The organism is Billgrantia endophytica (assembly GCF_002879615.1).
In the GTDB taxonomy this organism is placed as follows: Bacteria; Pseudomonadota; Gammaproteobacteria; order Pseudomonadales; family Halomonadaceae; genus Halomonas; species Halomonas endophytica.
This window is the reverse complement of sequence record NZ_PNRF01000007.1, coordinates 248,671-263,840: the sequence shown is the minus strand read 5'-3', so window position 1 is coordinate 263,840 and position 15,170 is coordinate 248,671. Positions and strand designations below refer to the sequence as shown.

Sequence of the window (15,170 nt, the reverse complement as noted above, 5' to 3'; positions counted from 1 at the left end):
CCGAAAGCAGATGCGGGGTTGCGTCCATGTGTAGCATATACATTGCTGCGTCGCAGTAATGTAGCGCAAGATTTCATCCCAGGTGACGGTTGCCAGGCGATGGATTGTCAGAGAATCATGGCGGCCATCCAGCCGAAGGCGATCAGTGGGATGTTGTAGTGCAGGAAGGTGGGCACGACACTGTCCCATATATGGTCGTGCTGACCATCGGCGTTGAGGCCGGCGGTGGGCCCGAGAGTCGAGTCCGAGGCCGGTGAGCCGGCATCCCCCAGTGCGGCAGCGGTGCCCACCAGGGCAATGGTCGCCATGGGCGAGAAGCCGTAGCCGAGCGCCAGGGGAACGTAGAGCGAAGCAATGATGGGCACGGTCGAGAACGACGAGCCGATTCCCATGGTGATGAACAGGCCGACGAGCAGCATGATCAGGGCCGCCAGGCCCTTGTTGTCGCCAATCAGCTCGGCGGAGCCGGTCACCAGCCCCTGTACCTCGCCGGTGGCCTGCATGACCCCGGCAAAACCGGCGGCGCTGATCATGATGAAGCCCACCAGCGCCATCATGCGCATCCCTTCCGTGAAGATGTCGTTCTGCTCATGCCAGCGGAACACGCCGCTCACCGAGAGCAGGGCGAAGCCGAACAGTCCGCCGATCACCATCGAGCCTGTCAGCAACTGGACCGCCACGGTGCTCGCCAGTGCCACGCCCACTACCACCTTCTGCCAGGTCGCCAGGTGGCGGGCCGCCTCGGCCGGTGTCTCATCGCCGTGGGCCAGGTCCCTGTCTTCGTAGCGCCGCGGCTTGCGATAGCTGAACAGTACCGCCACGGCCAGGCCCAGCGCCATGCCGCCGATGGGAATCACCATGGCCATGGGGACCATCTGGCGAGTGACCGTGAGGCCCAGTTCGGCGCCGCTCTCGTTGAGATTGGAGAGCAGAATGTCGTTGAGGAAGATGGAGCCGAAGCCGACCGGCAGGAGCATATAGGGTGCGGTGATGCCGAAGGTGATCACACAGGCGACCACACGGCGGTCCAGGTCGAGGTGATTCATCAGTTTCAGCAGCGGGGGTACCAGCACCGGAATGAAGGCGATATGCACCGGTATGAGATTCTGCGAACTCACCGCGGCGGCGAGCAGAGCGCCCAGCAGGGTGAAGGCGACCCAGCGGTAGCTGTCTGGACGGTCGTCCAGGTGCAGGCCGCGAATGGCCCTGTCGGCCAGCAACTCGGTGATGCCCGAGCGGGACAGGGCCACGGCGAAGGCGCCCAGTACCGCATAGGAGAGCGCAATGGTGGCGCCGTTACCGAGGCCATCATTGAAGGCATCCAGGATGGCGTCGATGGGCATGCCGGCAAGGAGACCACCTGCCAGACTGGCGATGATCAGGGCGAAAACGACGGAGACACGGGCGAGACTGAGGGTGACCATTATCAGGATGGCCAATACGACGGCGTTCATGTCAGACTCTTCAATGAAATCGGTAGAGCGGATGGCGTGCGTGCCCCGGGCCGGGAACCCGGGGCGGGCGAATGATACCTCGTTACGGCGCCGGGGTCAGTGGCTGGGCAACAGAGAAACCGGTACCAGGGCGTTCAGGGTGCGGGTCTTGAGCAACTCGGTCGCCGCTTCGATATCCGGGGCGAAGAAGCGGTCCTTGTCGTAATGGGAGACGCGTTCGCGCAGCGTGTATCGGGCCCGTTCCAGCGGTTCGGTGGTAGTGAGGCCGTGACGAAAATCCAGACCCTGGCAGGCGGCGAGCCACTCGATGGCGAGTATGCCGCGCACATTGTCGGCCATTTCCCACAGTCGCTTGCCTGCCGCCGGGGCCATGGAAACATGGTCCTCCTGATTGGCCGAGGTGGGCAGGCTGTCGACGCTGTGGGGATGCGACAGGGCCTTGTTCTCGCTGGCCAGCGCCGCGGCGGTGACCTGGGCGATCATGAAGCCGGAATTGATCCCGCCGTTATTCACCAGGAAGGGAGGCAACTGGGACATGTGCTTGTCCATCATCAGCGATACGCGACGCTCGGTGAGCGAGCCGATCTCGGCGATGGCCAGTGCCAGGTTGTCGGCGGCCATGGCCACCGGCTCGGCATGGAAGTTGCCACCGGAGAGGATGTCACCACCGTCAACGAACACCAGCGGATTGTCCGAGACCGCATTGACCTCCACCGCCAGAACCTCGGCGGCCTGGCGCAACTGGGTCAGGCAGGCGCCCATCACCTGGGGCTGGCAGCGCAGCGAGTAGGGGTCCTGTACCTTGTCGCAGTCGGCGTGGGTGTCGCTGATCGGGCTGCGTTCACCCAGCAGGTGGCGGTAGGCGGCAGCGGCATCGATCTGGCCCTTCTGGCCGCGGGCCTCATGGATGCGGGTATCGAAGGGGGCGCGTGAGCTGAGGGTGGCCTCGACCGTCAGTGAGCCGCACACCGTGGCGGCGGCGAACAGGTCCTCGGCCTCGAACAGCCCCTTGAGGGCGTAGGCGGTGGAAACCTGGGTGCCGTTGAGCAGCGCCAGCCCCTCCTTGGGTGCCAGGGACAGCGGTTCGAGCCCGGCAATGGCCAGCGCCTCCCTGGCGGAAACCCACTCCCCCTGGTGGCGTGCCTTGCCTTCACCCAACAGCACCACGCTCATATGGGCCAGCGGCGCCAGGTCGCCGGAGGCGCCCACGGAACCCTTGAGCGGGATATGCGGGTAGACCTCGGTATTGACCAGTGCCATCAGCGCGTCCAGCACCTCGCGGCGGATGCCCGAGAAACCCCGGGCCAGGCTGTTGACCTTGAGCACCATGATGAGACGTACCAGGGCGTCTTCAATGGGCTCGCCGACGCCGGTGGCATGAGAGAGCACCAGCGCGCGCTGCAGCTCCTCGAGGTGTTCCTTGTCGATACGGGTCTGGGCCAACAGGCCGAAGCCGGTGTTGATGCCGTAGACGGTACGGTCCTCGGCGACCACCCGGTTGACGCAGTCGACGCCGCGCTGAATGTCGGCGTTGGCGCTCGCCGGCAGGCTGACCGGCACGTGGGCCTCGTAGACCCTGCGCGCCTGGGCCAGGGACATCTTGCCGGGTTGGATCTCGAGATGTGTCATAACGGGAATTCCTGTCTGCCACTTGGGCTTGTTTCAACACGCTGGATCGGAGCTGTTCCGGCGGCAGGCCGGCGAGGAGGCGCTGTGAATCCCTCCCTGGACGCTACCGATGCCATCCATGGCATCGGACCTCCTCTTCGGCCTGCCCCCGGCGCTCAGCGCGTCGGACGTTGGTAGCTCGCTGGAGCTGTTCCGGCGGCAGACCTGCGAGGAGGCGCTGTGAATCCCTCCCTGGACGCTACCGATTCCTTCCCTGGAATCGGACCTCCTCTTCGGCCTGCTCCCGGCGCTCAGCGCGTCGGACGTTGGTAGCTCGCTGGAGCTGTTCCGGCGGCAGGCCGGCGAGGAGGCGCTGTGAATCCCTCCCTGGACGCTACCGATGCCATCCATGGCATCGGACCTCCTCTTCGACCTGCCCCCGTGTTCCTGGCCAGCAGGTGGTCTGTAGCAATGCTGTCAGCGCTTCTTACTTATCGAGCATCGGCAGGTCGAGTTCGTTCTCGCGAGCGCACTGCCTGGCGATAGCGTAGCCGGCGTCGGCGTGGCGCATCACGCCGGTGCCCGGGTCGTTGCGCAGCACCCGGCCCAGGCGGACATGGGCATCTTCGCTGCCGTCGGCGACGATGACCACCCCGGCGTGCTGGGAGTAGCCCATGCCCACACCGCCGCCATGGTGCAGCGACACCCAGGTGGCGCCCCCGGCGGTATTGAGCAGGGCATTGAGCAGGGGCCAGTCGGAAACGGCATCCGAGCCATCCATCATCGCCTCGGTCTCGCGGTTGGGGCTGGCCACCGAGCCGGAATCCAGGTGGTCGCGGCCGATGACGATGGGCGCCTTGAGCTCGCCGCTGGCGACCATCTCGTTGAAGGCCTGGCCGAGGCGGGCGCGATCCTTGAGGCCGACCCAGCAGATGCGCGCCGGCAAGCCCTGGAAGCTGATGCGTTCACGAGCCATGTCGAGCCAGTTGTGCAGGTGCGGGTCGTCGGGGATCAGTTCCTTGACCTTCTGATCGGTCTTGTAGATGTCCTCGGGGTCGCCGGAGAGCGCCACCCAGCGGAACGGGCCGATGCCCTGGCAGAACAGCGGGCGGATATAGGCCGGAACGAAGCCGGGGAAGTCGAAGGCGTTGTCGACTCCTTCCTCCTTGGCCATCTGGCGGATGTTGTTGCCGTAGTCGAAGGTGGGCACGCCCATCTGCTGGAACGCCAGCATGGCCTGCACGTGCACCGCCATGGACTGCTTGGCCGCCCTGGCCGTCACCTCCGGCTCGCGCTTGCCGCGGGCGACATAGTCGTCCCAGGTCCAGCCCGACGGCAGGTAGCCGTACAGCGGATCGTGGGCGCTGGTCTGGTCGGTGACCATGTCCGGCCTCACCCCTCGCTTGACGAGTTCCGGCAGTACGTCAGCGGCATTGGCACACAGACCGATGGAGACCGCCTTGCCCCCGGCGGTATAGCGCTCGATGCGTGTCAGGGCGTCATCCAGGTCACTGGCCTGCTCGTCCAGGTAGCGGGTGCGCAGACGGAAGTCGATCCTCGACTGTTGGCATTCGATATTGAGCGAGCAGGCGCCGGCCAGGGTGGCCGCCAGGGGCTGGGCGCCGCCCATGCCGCCGAGACCGGCGGTGAGTATCCAGCGGCTGGCCAGCTTGCCGTGGTAGTGCTGGCGCCCGGCCTCGACGAAGGTTTCGTAGGTGCCCTGGACGATGCCCTGGGAGCCGATGTAGATCCAGGAGCCGGCGGTCATCTGGCCGTACATCATCAGGCCCTTCCTGTCCAGCTCGTTGAAGTGCTCCCAGTTGGCCCAGGCCGGCACCAGGTTGGAGTTGGCGATGAGGACCCGTGGAGCGTCCCTGTGGGTCTCGAACACGCCCACCGGCTTGCCGGACTGGATCAGCAGCGACTGGTTGTCCTCCAGACGCTTGAGCGTCTCGACGATGGTGTCGAAGCACTGCCAGTCCCGCGCTGCGCGGCCGATGCCACCGTAGACCACCAGGTCCTCGGGGCGCTCGGCCACGTCGGGGTGAAGGTTGTTCATCAGCATGCGCATGGGCGCTTCGGTGAGCCAGCTCTTGCAACTGAGCTCGGAGCCGGTGGGAGCGGCAATCCGGCGGTTCGGGTCGTGACGGGGATCGGTGGTGACGGGCTGGTGGCTGTTCATGGGCATCTCCTTGTTCTTCATGGCGTGTTCTCACAGAATGTTCGTTGCAGCCGAGTGCGATGTGTTCGTGGCGGACGTATCGTTCATTCCGGGGTTCAGGATTCGAGTGTCACGTGATGGATCAACCGTGCCGCCGCCTTGGCGGTACGGCCGTCGATATCGAAGCTCGGGTTCAGCTCGGCCAGGTCGATCAGCGCCAGCTTGCGGCTGTCGCGTACGCGGCCGATCAGTGGCTCCAGCAGGACGAGCGACACACCATGGGTGGCCGGTGCGCTGACGCCGGGAGCCTCGCTTGCCGGTAACACATCCAGGTCGATGGTCAGGTAGACCCGGTCGCAGCCGGCGATGAAGTCATCGAGCTCGCCGCCGATGGCGTCGAGGCTTGCCGCATTGATTTCATGATCCTCGCGCACCAGCACGCCGAGCTCGGCGGCACGCTCGAACAGAGTTTGGGTGTTGTTGGCCCGGCTCACGCCGAGGCAGGCGTAGCGGAATGGCCAGCCTCGCCGCTCGCATTCGGCGGCGATCTGGGCGAAAGGCGTGCCGGAGGAGCTGCGCCGACCGGGATCGCGCAGGTCAAAGTGGGCATCGAAGTTGACGATGCCGATCGTCGGCGCCTCTCCGCTGACGGCAGTGCTTTCCAGGTGACGGGCCAGGCCCGACCAGCTGCCGTAGGCCACCTCATGGCCGCCGCCCAGCACCACCGGCAGATGACCGGCGTCGAGCAGTGCTGCCACGCGTCCGGCGAGCCTTGACTGAGCGGCTTCCAGGCCGTCGTCGGCGCCATGGGGGCGGCAGATCACATCGCCGGCATCGAAGGTGGGTGAGCGACGATGCCAGGCAAGGCTGGCCAGGGCCTTGCGCATGGCGCGGGGGCCACCGGCGGCGCCGATGCGCCCCTGGTTGCGGGCCACGCCGGCATCGCAGGCGAAGCCCACCAGGGCCACGCCCGGGGCGGCGTTGACCTGCAGAGGCTCGATTACCTGGTGCCAGCGCAGGCTATCCGCCTCGGGATCCTCGCGGCCGGCCCAGGGGGACATGTCGATGGTATCGAGATAGCTGAAATTCATCTCATCTTCCCTCGGTTACGTAACTGGAATGGCTGAGGGGCGCTGGGGGCAGGTCGGAGCAAAGCGTCTTTTTCAGGGATGAAAAAGCCGAGCGCCCAGGGACGGGTTCACAGCGTCTTTGCGAAGCGCCTGCCCCCAGGGTAGCCCCGGGCCTCCGACGGTAGATGGAGTTAACTGCGCTAGTTCTGATGGCCGGGGCTGATCCAATGGGAGTCAACCCGAGGCGGTAATCAGCCATGGGTCACAACCCCGTTGACGACCCGCTGACGCAGGCGGCCGGGCTGCACGGCATAGGCCAGGGCGGCCGGCGTGTCGGCATTCCACAGGCAAAGATCGGCCGGGGCACCGGCTTCGATCCGGCCAAGCCGTTGGCCCTCGTTGGACAGGCCGAGTGCCCTGGCGCCATGGGCGGTCATGCCGGCGAGGGCTTCCCTTGGCGTCAGCCGGAACAGAGTGCAGGCGAAGTTGAGCATCAGCGTGGGGTTGAAGATCGGTGAGCTGCCCGGGTTGGCGTCGGTGGCGACCGCCATGGGCACGCCGGCGGCCCGCAGCGCCTCGATGGGCGGTAACTGGGTCTCGCGCAGGGTATGGAAGGCGCCGGGCAGCAGCACGGCCACGCTGCCGGCCTCGCGCATGGCGGCCACGCCGGCCTCGTCCAGGTATTCGATATGGTCGGCGGAGAGTGCGCCATGACGCGCCGCCATGGCGCTGCCGCCAAGATTAGAGAGCTGCTCGGCGTGGGCCTTGATCGGCAGGCCATGAGCCTTGGCGGCCTCGAAGACCCGCTCGCACTGGGCCACCGAGAAGGCGATTCTCTCGCAGAAGACGTCGACCGCATCGGCCAGTCCCTGCTCGGCGGCAGCAGGGATCATCTCGTGGCATACCAGGTCGATATAGCCATTGCTGTCGTCCTTGAACTCCGGGGGCAGGGCATGGGCACCGAGCAGGGTAGTGATCACCCGTACCGGTAACGCCGCGCCCAGGCGGCGTGCCACCCGCAGCATCTTCAGTTCGTCCTCGACGGTCAGGCCGTAGCCGGACTTGATCTCCACCGTGGTGACGCCATCGCGCATCAGTGCTTCCAGACGCGGCCTGGCGGCATCGAACAGCTCCGACTCGCTGGCCGCACGGGTGGCATTCACGGTACTGAGGATGCCGCCACCGGTACGGGCGATCTCCTCGTAGCTGACGCCTTCCAATCGTTTCTCGAATTCATCGGCTCGGGAGCCACCGAACACCAGGTGGGTGTGACAGTCGACGAGACCGGGCGTCATCACACCGCCGCTGCCCATTTCCTCGCAGCCGGCTGCAGCGGCCTCGTCGACTCCGGCCATCGTGGAAATGTGTGCGATGCGTTCGCCTTCGACAATCACCGCCATCGGCTCGGGCAGGGTCTCGAGGCCATCGAACAGGGTGATGTCTCGCCAGAGTTTGCGGCCTTGCCGCCGATTGCCGGACATGGAGGTCTCCTGCTGATGATAGTATATTGTATATACATTTAATGGACAGCCACGTATCCGTCAAGGCTTGCGGTTCCTCAGGAGGAGGGCCGCCAGGAACGATGAGCATTCAAGAATGAAGGGCATCTTCACCAACCTGATGAAGTTGTTATTATTTCTTGTCGATCCTCGGGTTGACGGTACATCGCCGATTCTGATGGATGAGACTAAAGTATATAGTTCTGGCCAAGGGTTCCGCTAGCGGATCGTTAGTTCGTATTGTATATACATTAAGGGAAGGCATTCCGTTTTCGACACCTGCCTGGACACCTGTTTCATGTCACGACATTCCCAAGACAACAAGAGGAGGGGGTTCCATGGCGATCCCTGAGCGGACGGCACAGCGCATCCGTCGACCATCATTCATGACCGTGCTCAAGCTGTTCGTACCCAGCGCGCTGGGAATCCTGATTTTCTTCGTGCCGGTGACCATCGGCGAGCGGACGACCATCCTGCTGGATCATATGGTTACCGGGGCACGGCTCCTGCTGGGCGATTTCAGCGGTTTCTACGCCTTGGCCCTGATCGTCGCCGGTGCCGCCTATCCGCTGGTCAGGGGTTACTGGAACCGAAACCTGACCGAGCGCATCTTCACGCTGCTGAAGCTTGCCGGGGTGGCGGCGGCGCTGATGGCCATGACCGGCTGGGGGCCGGGCTTTCTGCATGAGCCCGACATGCTGCCGTTCCTGTTCGAGCGGCTGGTGATCCCGGTAGGATTGATCGTACCGATCGGTGCGGTATTCCTGGCACTGCTGATCGGCTATGGCCTGCTGGAGCTGGTCGGCGTGCTGTTGCAGCCGATCATGCGACCGATCTGGCGCACGCCCGGGCGTTCGGCCATCGATGCGGTGGCGTCCTTCGTCGGCAGCTACTCGATCGGCCTGCTGATCACCAACCGGGTCTATCAGGCGGGGCAGTACTCGGCGCGGGAGGCAGCGATCATCGCGACAGGGTTCTCGACCGTTTCGGCCACCTTCATGATCATCGTGGCGCGCACCCTGGATCTGATGAGCGTGTGGAACCTCTATTTCTGGCTGACGCTGGTGATCACCTTCATCGTTACGGCGATCACCGTGCGCTTGCCACCGCTGTCGGGCATGGACAACACCCGTACCGATGGCGAGCCCGAGCCGATCCCGGGAAAGCGGCTTTCCACCGCCTGGCGCGCCGGCCTCGATGTCGCCGAGAAGGCGCCGAGCCTGTCCAGAAGCGTGGCGATCAACGTGCGGGAAGGGCTGGTGATGGCGATCAGCATCCTGCCATCGATCATGTCGGTGGGTCTGCTCGGGCTATTGATCGCCAAGTACACACCGCTGTTCGAGTGGCTGGGCTGGCTGTTCTATCCTTTCGTGGCAATCTGGGGCCTGGACGATGCCGCAGCCCTTTCACAGGCGGCCGCATCGGGCCTGGCCGAGATGTTCCTGCCGGCGTTGCTGATGGCCGAGGCCGACTTCGTGGCGCGCTTCGCCGCCGGGGTGGTGTCGGTGTCTGGCGTGCTGTTCTTCTCGGCCTCGATTCCCTGCATTCTTTCCACCAGCATCCCGCTCACGGTGGGGCGCATCGTCGTCATCTGGTTCATCCGCGTGGCGCTGAGCCTGCTGCTTGCCGTGCCGGCGGGCTACCTGGCACTGGCGGTTTCCGGTGGTTGAGAAAAGCCGGGGACCATTCAGCTTCATGTCGTCATGATGAGGGGGCGAGGGATGGCGGAACGTGCCTGACCCTTTGGCCGGTCAGGAGCCGTTGCGGTGCATCGAGGAGCGCAGCTTGTAGCGCTCGCCGGGGTGGATCAGTCGGGCGTAGCTGATCAGGTGATCTCCGGACCAGGTGCGGCGGATCATGCTCAGGCAGGGACGGGTCGTGTCGGTGTCCAGGTGGCGTGCGGTCGTCTCGTCCACCAGCACCGCCTCGACCACGTGCTCGATGTCGCTGATCGGGCAGGCCGCCACCAGCACCTCGTTGGGGGTGTGGTGAGTGAAGTCGGTATCGAGATAGTCCGGTACCCAGCGGGGATTGACGTAGCGGTTCTCGAGCTGGATCGGTACGCCGTTCTCGCGATGCACGATCAGGGTGTGGAAGACGCGGGTGCCCAATCGCACGCCGAGGCGCAGTGCCACCTCGTCGTCGGCTTCGATCGCTTCACTGCACAGCACGTCGTTGCTGTAGCCATGGCCACGGCTGCGCACCTCCTCGGCGATGTTGTGCACTTCTACCAGCGACGACTCCGCCTTGCGGTCGGTCACGAAGGTGCCGAGCCCCGGCTGACGAATCAGGTAACCCTGCTGCACCAGGTCCCGGATCGCCTTGTTGGCGGTCATGCGACTGACACCGAAGTTCCGCGCCAGCTGCTCTTCTGGTGGGATCTGGTGGTGCGCCGGCCAGTCGCCGCCATTGATCTTCTCCAGCAGGTGCTGCTGAATCTGCAGGTAGAGCGGGGGAGAGCTGCCCATGGTCTGCCGTGAACCCTTTCGCTGAATGGTGGGGGTGACGTGGTGGTGCGGCCAGTTTACCTGCCTTGGAAGCTTCCGACATCCTGCCGACTTCGGCAGAATGGCCTTTTCGCGCAGAACGCACAGCATGCCTGACAGTCATCCCGTCTCCTTTTTTGGGTATAAAGCGCCATGACCTCCAAGTCTTCGACACGGATCAACAAGTACATCAGTGAAAGCGGCATGTGCTCCAGGCGGGAAGCCGACCGCTATGTCGAGCAGGGCAATGTCACCCTGAACGGCAAGCGTGCCAAGACGGGGGACCAGGTGTTTCCGGGGGATGAGGTCAAGGTCAACGGCCAGCTCATCGAGCCGCAGGAAGCCGAAGACCTGGTCTTCATTGCCCTGAACAAGCCGGTAGGGATCGTCAGTACCACCGAGTCGAGCGAGAAGGACAATATCGTCGACTTCGTCAAGCATGGGGTTCGTATCTTTCCCATCGGTCGGCTGGACAAGGATTCCCAGGGACTCATCTTTCTGACCAACAATGGTGATCTGGTCAACAAGATCCTCAGGGCCAGCAACAATCATGAAAAGGAGTATCGGGTCACCGTCAACAAACCCGTGACCGATGCATTCATTACGGGCATGGGGTCCGGTGTGCGCATCCTTGGCGAGGTGACGAAGCCATGCAAGGTGGTCAAGGAGTCGACCTTCGTCTTCAATATCACCCTGGTGCAGGGACTGAATCGCCAGATCCGGCGCATGTGTGAAACGTTCGATTACGAAGTCACCAGGCTCGAGCGAATCCGGATCATGAACGTCTCGCTCAAGGGGCTGGCCCTCGGGGATTGGCGCGATTTGACAGAGAAGGAAGTCAACACGATCATTGCGTTGACCGAAGGCTCTTCTTCTTTCGATTCAAAAGGAAAGAGGCCCCCGCGCAACAAGGTTGACAAGCCCGCTTCGAAAAAGGCGCCCGACGAAAGACGACGGTCTGGAAAGACGGCGACGGGCCGAGACGGGGCAAGGAAAACAGCAGGCAAGAACAAGGGCGTTTCGAAGAAGCAGTCGTTCAAATCCGCTCCCAAGGCCCGAGCGGCCGGTGCCCGGATGAAAGCAAGGAACAAGTCCCGAAAAACGAAATGAGATGTGCTGCCCCAGGGAGTGTGACGTGAACCATGCCCGCATGAAGAGTCCCGCAGCGGCACGTAACCGCCAGCCAATTCTGGACGTGCTGCAGCAGGCGTTACCGAAAAGGGCTCGTGTGCTGGAAGTGGCCAGCGGCAGTGGTGAGCACGGTGTCTATTGCGCTGGCGCCATGCCGGGGTGGGAGTGGCAACCCAGCGACCCGAACCCGCATGCCCGCCGTTCCATCGAGGCGTGGCGGGAACATGTGGGGCTTCCCAACCTGCACGGTCCCATGCCGCTGGATATCACGACGACCTGTCCGGCCGGACCCTATGATGCCATCGTCGCCATCAACCTCATCCACATTTCGCCCTGGGAGGTCACCGAGGCGCTGATGGCGTGTGCCGGCAGGCGCCTGGCCGAAGGCGGTGTGCTGTATCTCTATGGGCCCTACAGGCGGGAAGGGCGCCATACGGCGCCCAGTAACGAAGCCTTCGATGCCGACCTCAAGGCCCGCGATCCCAACTGGGGGGTGCGTGACCTCGAGAGCGTGGTGGCCGAAGCCGAGCGCCATGGCCTGGTACTTGAACGAGTCGTCGAGATGCCTGCCAACAACCTCAGCGTGGTGTTTCGTCTTCACCGTTGACCGGCCGCGGCTCTTCAACCTCCCCCGGTACGCGGTAGCGAACCCCTTCAGCTTGGCGGTCGTCTTCATGGCGCCGGGCTTCTTCCTCGGCGGGCACGCCCCAGAGGGTTTCACGGCTGCCGTCATCGAACGTGTAGGTGGTGCAGCCGGCCAGCAGTACGATGGGCAGGGCGGCGCCGGTGAACGACAGAAGGCGAGTAACTCGAATCACGGTGAGTCCCTTCAACAGGAGGCTGGTTTCGGCAAGCCTGAGGCCAATGCCGTTCCGGCGTCAAGCGGCAAGCCACGACTACCCGGAAATGCCCAGCAGGATCGGCACATAGACGACCAGCAGCAGGATGCCGATCAGCCCCACCAGATAGGGAATGATGGCGCGCGTAATGCGTTCCAGAGGTAGCTGGGCCACCGATGATGCGACGTAGAGGTTGATCGCCACCGGAGGGGTGATCATGCCGATGGCGAGTCCCACCACGATGATCAGCCCGAAGTGAATCGGATCGATACCCAGTTGCAGCACTAGCGGCAGCAGTACCGGCGTCAGAATGATCAAGGCGCTGGCCGTTTCGATGAACACGCCCGTCAGCAATATGATGGCCACGACCAGCAGCATGATCACGTAGGGGTTGGTGGAAAGCGACAGCATCGCATGGGCAATGGCGCCGGGCACCTGCCAGCTCGACAGCGTCCAGCTCAGAACCGCCGACGTGGCGATGACCAGCATGATGACCGAGGTGGTGATCGCCGAGCGGATCAGGATGCGATAGACATCGGGCAACGTCAGGTCGCGATAGACGAACAGCGATACGAGCAGGGCGTAGTTGACCGCCACCACCGCCGCTTCGCTGGGCGTGAAAATGCCGGAAAAGATACCGCCCAGGATGATCATCGGGGTCATCAGGCCCCAGCTGGCGCTCTTCAGAGTGCGCCAGATGGTAGCCAGTGACAGCGCGGTACCGCGGGGATAGTTGCGTCGGTAGGCCTGGGCAATGGCAATGGCCATCAACCCGAGTCCCATGAGTAGGCCGGGGATGAAGCCGTTGAGAAACAGCTTCGATACCGACTGCTGGGCGATGACGGCATAAATGATCATCGGTACCGAGGGTGGGATGACCACCCCGATGGTCCCGCTGGCGGCGATCAGAGCGGCAGCCGAAGCCGGGTCGTAGCCCTTCTTGCGCAGTTCGGGGACCAGGCTGGAACCGACCGCGGCAGTGGTGGCTGCCCCGGAGCCGGAAATGGCGGCAAAGAACATACCCGCCAGTACCGTGACGATCGACAGCCCTCCCTTGAGAAAGCCGAACAGCGAGTCGGCAAAGTCGACCAGCTTCTCGCTCACCTTGCCCTGGGCCATCACATCGCCGGCGAGAATGAACATCGGGACCGCCACCAGGGCGAAGGAGTTGATTCCCTGGAACATCTGCTGGGTGACAACCATCAACGGCACGCCCTGCGCATTGAGGGCAAGCAGAGTGCTTGCGCCGATAGCGAGTGCGATGGGTACGCCCAGCAGCATGAAGAGAAAGAATAGCGCGAACAGCAGGCCCGTCATGGCGGAGGCTCCTCGGCGGTAGGGCTGCCGGTATCGGTGGCCTGGGGCCCCTTGACGATCAGCTCGACAAGATCGACCAGGGCATACCAGGCCATGAGGGCCGCGCTGATCGGGATAATGGCATAGACGTAGGTCATGGAGAGCCGCAGTGACGCGGATTTCTGGAAGCTCTGCATTTGCATGTAGCGATGGCCGATGACGATCAAGGCAATCATGAAGCCAAGCACTACCAGTATTGCGGCAATGCGCGTCAGCTGCTGCAAGCGCCCCGGCAGTGCGTCGACCAGAAAGGTCACGGCGATGTGCCGGCCACGCTGAAACGCGAGGGTGGCGCCCAGGAAGGTGATCCATATCAGCAGGAAGCGCGCGACTTCTTCTGTCCAGCCGACGGCGGAGAAGAAGACGCGCGAGACGATCTGCAGGGTGATGACGCCAATCAATGCCACCATGCCCATGAAGACCACGGGCTGAATGATGGCATCGATGGCGAGTTCAATGCGCTGCAGCGGCGCCAGCAGCGAACGGAATCGATTCGGCACTTATTCCAGCGCTCCCCGGATGCGCGTCAGGTAGTCACCGAACTGGTCGCCGTATTTCTCGTAGACCGGTGCGACAGCCTCCTGGAAGGCGGCGATATCGGGCTCCTCGACGATTTCCATGCCGGCGGCACGCAGCTCATCCAGCTGTTCGGCTTCCATGTCGGCATTGACGCGACGCTCGTGCTCGGCGGCTTCCTGGGCGGCTTGCACCAGCACGTCCTGGGCCGCTCCGGGCAACTGGTTCCATATCGGCATGCCCATGACGAAGATGGCCGGTGCATAGGTGTGCCGCGACACCGTCATGTGGGCCTGGGTCTCGTTCAGGTTGAACGAATGGATAACGTTGACCGGGTTTTCCTGGCCATCGATGGTGCCCTGCTGCATGGCGGTCAAGGCTTCGGTCCACGCCATCGGTATGGCATTGGCACCCAATTCCCGGAAGGTGTCGGTGTAGACGGGGTTTTCCATGACACGGATGCGCAATCCGTCGAGATCCTCGGGGGTCCGCACCGCCCGCTCGCTGTTGGTCAGGTTGCGGAAGCCGCGCTCGGCATAGGCCAGACCCTTCAGATTGACGTCTTCCAGCTTGTCGAGCAGTTCCTGGCCGATGGGGCCGTCGAGTATCTCGTAGGCGGCTTCGGGCGAGGGGAAAAGGAAGGGAAGCTCGAACACCGCCATCTCTTCGACGAAATTCGCGACGGGACCATTGGTGATCACACCCATGTCCACGGTGCCGATCTGCATGCCCTCGAGCAGGGTGCGTTCATCGCCCAGTGATGCGTTCGGGTAGATATCCACGCTGATGGCGCCCTCGGTGCGCTCGGTGACCAGTTCCTGAAACTTGACCGCGGCGATATGAAAACCGTCCTGCTCGTTGACCACGTGGGCCAGGCGAAGCGTGACCGGTTCCATATCGGCGAACTCGGAAGCGTTGGCGATGGAGGCCAGGGCAAGGGATACACCCAGTGCCAGCGTGCTGCGTGCAAAGCTTTTCATTATCGTTTTTCCTCTGTCGGGTCAGTCCCTTGGGGAGCATGCCCCAGCCAACCCGACAGGGTCAATCGGC

Annotated in this window: 13 protein-coding genes; 3 read left to right on the top strand and 10 right to left on the bottom strand. The window is 63.7% G+C overall.

Annotated features, from left to right (window positions below):
- Window positions 1-107: 107 nt before the first annotated feature.
- The 5 genes from C1H69_RS03185 to hutI form a co-directional block, all read right to left on the bottom strand.
- Window positions 108-1,454, bottom strand: a complete 1,347-nt coding sequence (locus C1H69_RS03185; RefSeq protein ID WP_102651953.1) for a Na+/H+ antiporter family protein — start codon at window positions 1,452-1,454, stop codon at window positions 108-110.
- Window positions 1,455-1,550: 96 nt separating this feature from the next.
- Window positions 1,551-3,083: a histidine ammonia-lyase gene (gene hutH / locus C1H69_RS03180; protein WP_102651952.1), complete on the bottom strand. Its 1,533-nt coding sequence runs from the start codon at window positions 3,081-3,083 to the stop codon at window positions 1,551-1,553.
- A gap of 466 nt (window positions 3,084-3,549) precedes the next feature.
- The gene (gene hutU, locus C1H69_RS03175) at window positions 3,550-5,244 is read right to left on the bottom strand and encodes a urocanate hydratase (RefSeq protein ID WP_102651951.1); all 1,695 of its coding nucleotides are present in this window, start codon (window positions 5,242-5,244) and stop codon (window positions 3,550-3,552) included.
- A gap of 95 nt (window positions 5,245-5,339) precedes the next feature.
- Window positions 5,340-6,314, bottom strand: a complete 975-nt coding sequence (gene hutG / locus C1H69_RS03170; RefSeq protein WP_102651950.1) for a formimidoylglutamase — start codon at window positions 6,312-6,314, stop codon at window positions 5,340-5,342.
- A 230-nt stretch (window positions 6,315-6,544) separates the two neighbouring features.
- Window positions 6,545-7,774 (bottom strand): imidazolonepropionase, encoded by a 1,230-nt coding sequence (gene hutI, locus C1H69_RS03165; RefSeq protein ID WP_102651949.1) that lies wholly within the window; start codon window positions 7,772-7,774, stop codon window positions 6,545-6,547.
- 356 nt (window positions 7,775-8,130) lie between these two features.
- Here hutI and C1H69_RS03160 point away from each other — a divergent pair, with 356 nt between their 5' ends.
- Entirely contained in the window at window positions 8,131-9,462 is a 1,332-nt protein-coding gene (locus C1H69_RS03160; protein ID WP_102651948.1) for a YjiH family protein, read from the top strand.
- A gap of 81 nt (window positions 9,463-9,543) precedes the next feature.
- Here C1H69_RS03160 and hutC read toward each other — a convergent pair whose 3' ends face one another.
- Window positions 9,544-10,260, bottom strand: a complete 717-nt coding sequence (gene hutC, locus C1H69_RS03155; RefSeq protein WP_102651986.1) for a histidine utilization repressor — start codon at window positions 10,258-10,260, stop codon at window positions 9,544-9,546.
- A 171-nt stretch (window positions 10,261-10,431) separates the two neighbouring features.
- Here hutC and rluF point away from each other — a divergent pair, with 171 nt between their 5' ends.
- Together rluF and C1H69_RS03145 are read left to right on the top strand one after the other, a co-directional pair.
- Window positions 10,432-11,388: a 23S rRNA pseudouridine(2604) synthase RluF gene (gene rluF, locus C1H69_RS03150; protein WP_102651947.1), complete on the top strand. Its 957-nt coding sequence runs from the start codon at window positions 10,432-10,434 to the stop codon at window positions 11,386-11,388.
- Between the two features lie 25 nt (window positions 11,389-11,413).
- A complete protein-coding gene (locus C1H69_RS03145; protein ID WP_240609790.1) occupies window positions 11,414-12,016 on the top strand; it encodes a DUF938 domain-containing protein in 603 nt (200 codons plus the stop codon).
- Here the strand turns inward: C1H69_RS03145 and C1H69_RS03140 are convergent.
- From C1H69_RS03140 to C1H69_RS03125, 4 genes are all read right to left on the bottom strand, one after another.
- On the bottom strand, window positions 11,988-12,227 hold the full coding sequence (locus C1H69_RS03140; protein ID WP_240609789.1) for a hypothetical protein: 240 nt from the start codon (window positions 12,225-12,227) through the stop codon (window positions 11,988-11,990). The genes C1H69_RS03145 and C1H69_RS03140 overlap by 29 nt on opposite strands.
- Window positions 12,228-12,305: 78 nt before the next feature.
- Window positions 12,306-13,565 (bottom strand): TRAP transporter large permease, encoded by a 1,260-nt coding sequence (locus C1H69_RS03135; RefSeq protein WP_102651945.1) that lies wholly within the window; start codon window positions 13,563-13,565, stop codon window positions 12,306-12,308.
- A complete protein-coding gene (locus tag C1H69_RS03130) occupies window positions 13,562-14,104 on the bottom strand; it encodes a TRAP transporter small permease (RefSeq protein ID WP_422666875.1) in 543 nt (180 codons plus the stop codon). The genes C1H69_RS03135 and C1H69_RS03130 overlap by 4 nt, the downstream gene beginning before the upstream one ends.
- Window positions 14,105-15,100, bottom strand: coding sequence for a TRAP transporter substrate-binding protein (locus tag C1H69_RS03125; protein ID WP_102651944.1), 996 nt, complete (start codon window positions 15,098-15,100; stop codon window positions 14,105-14,107). It lies immediately after the preceding gene.
- Window positions 15,101-15,170: the final 70 nt, after the last annotated feature.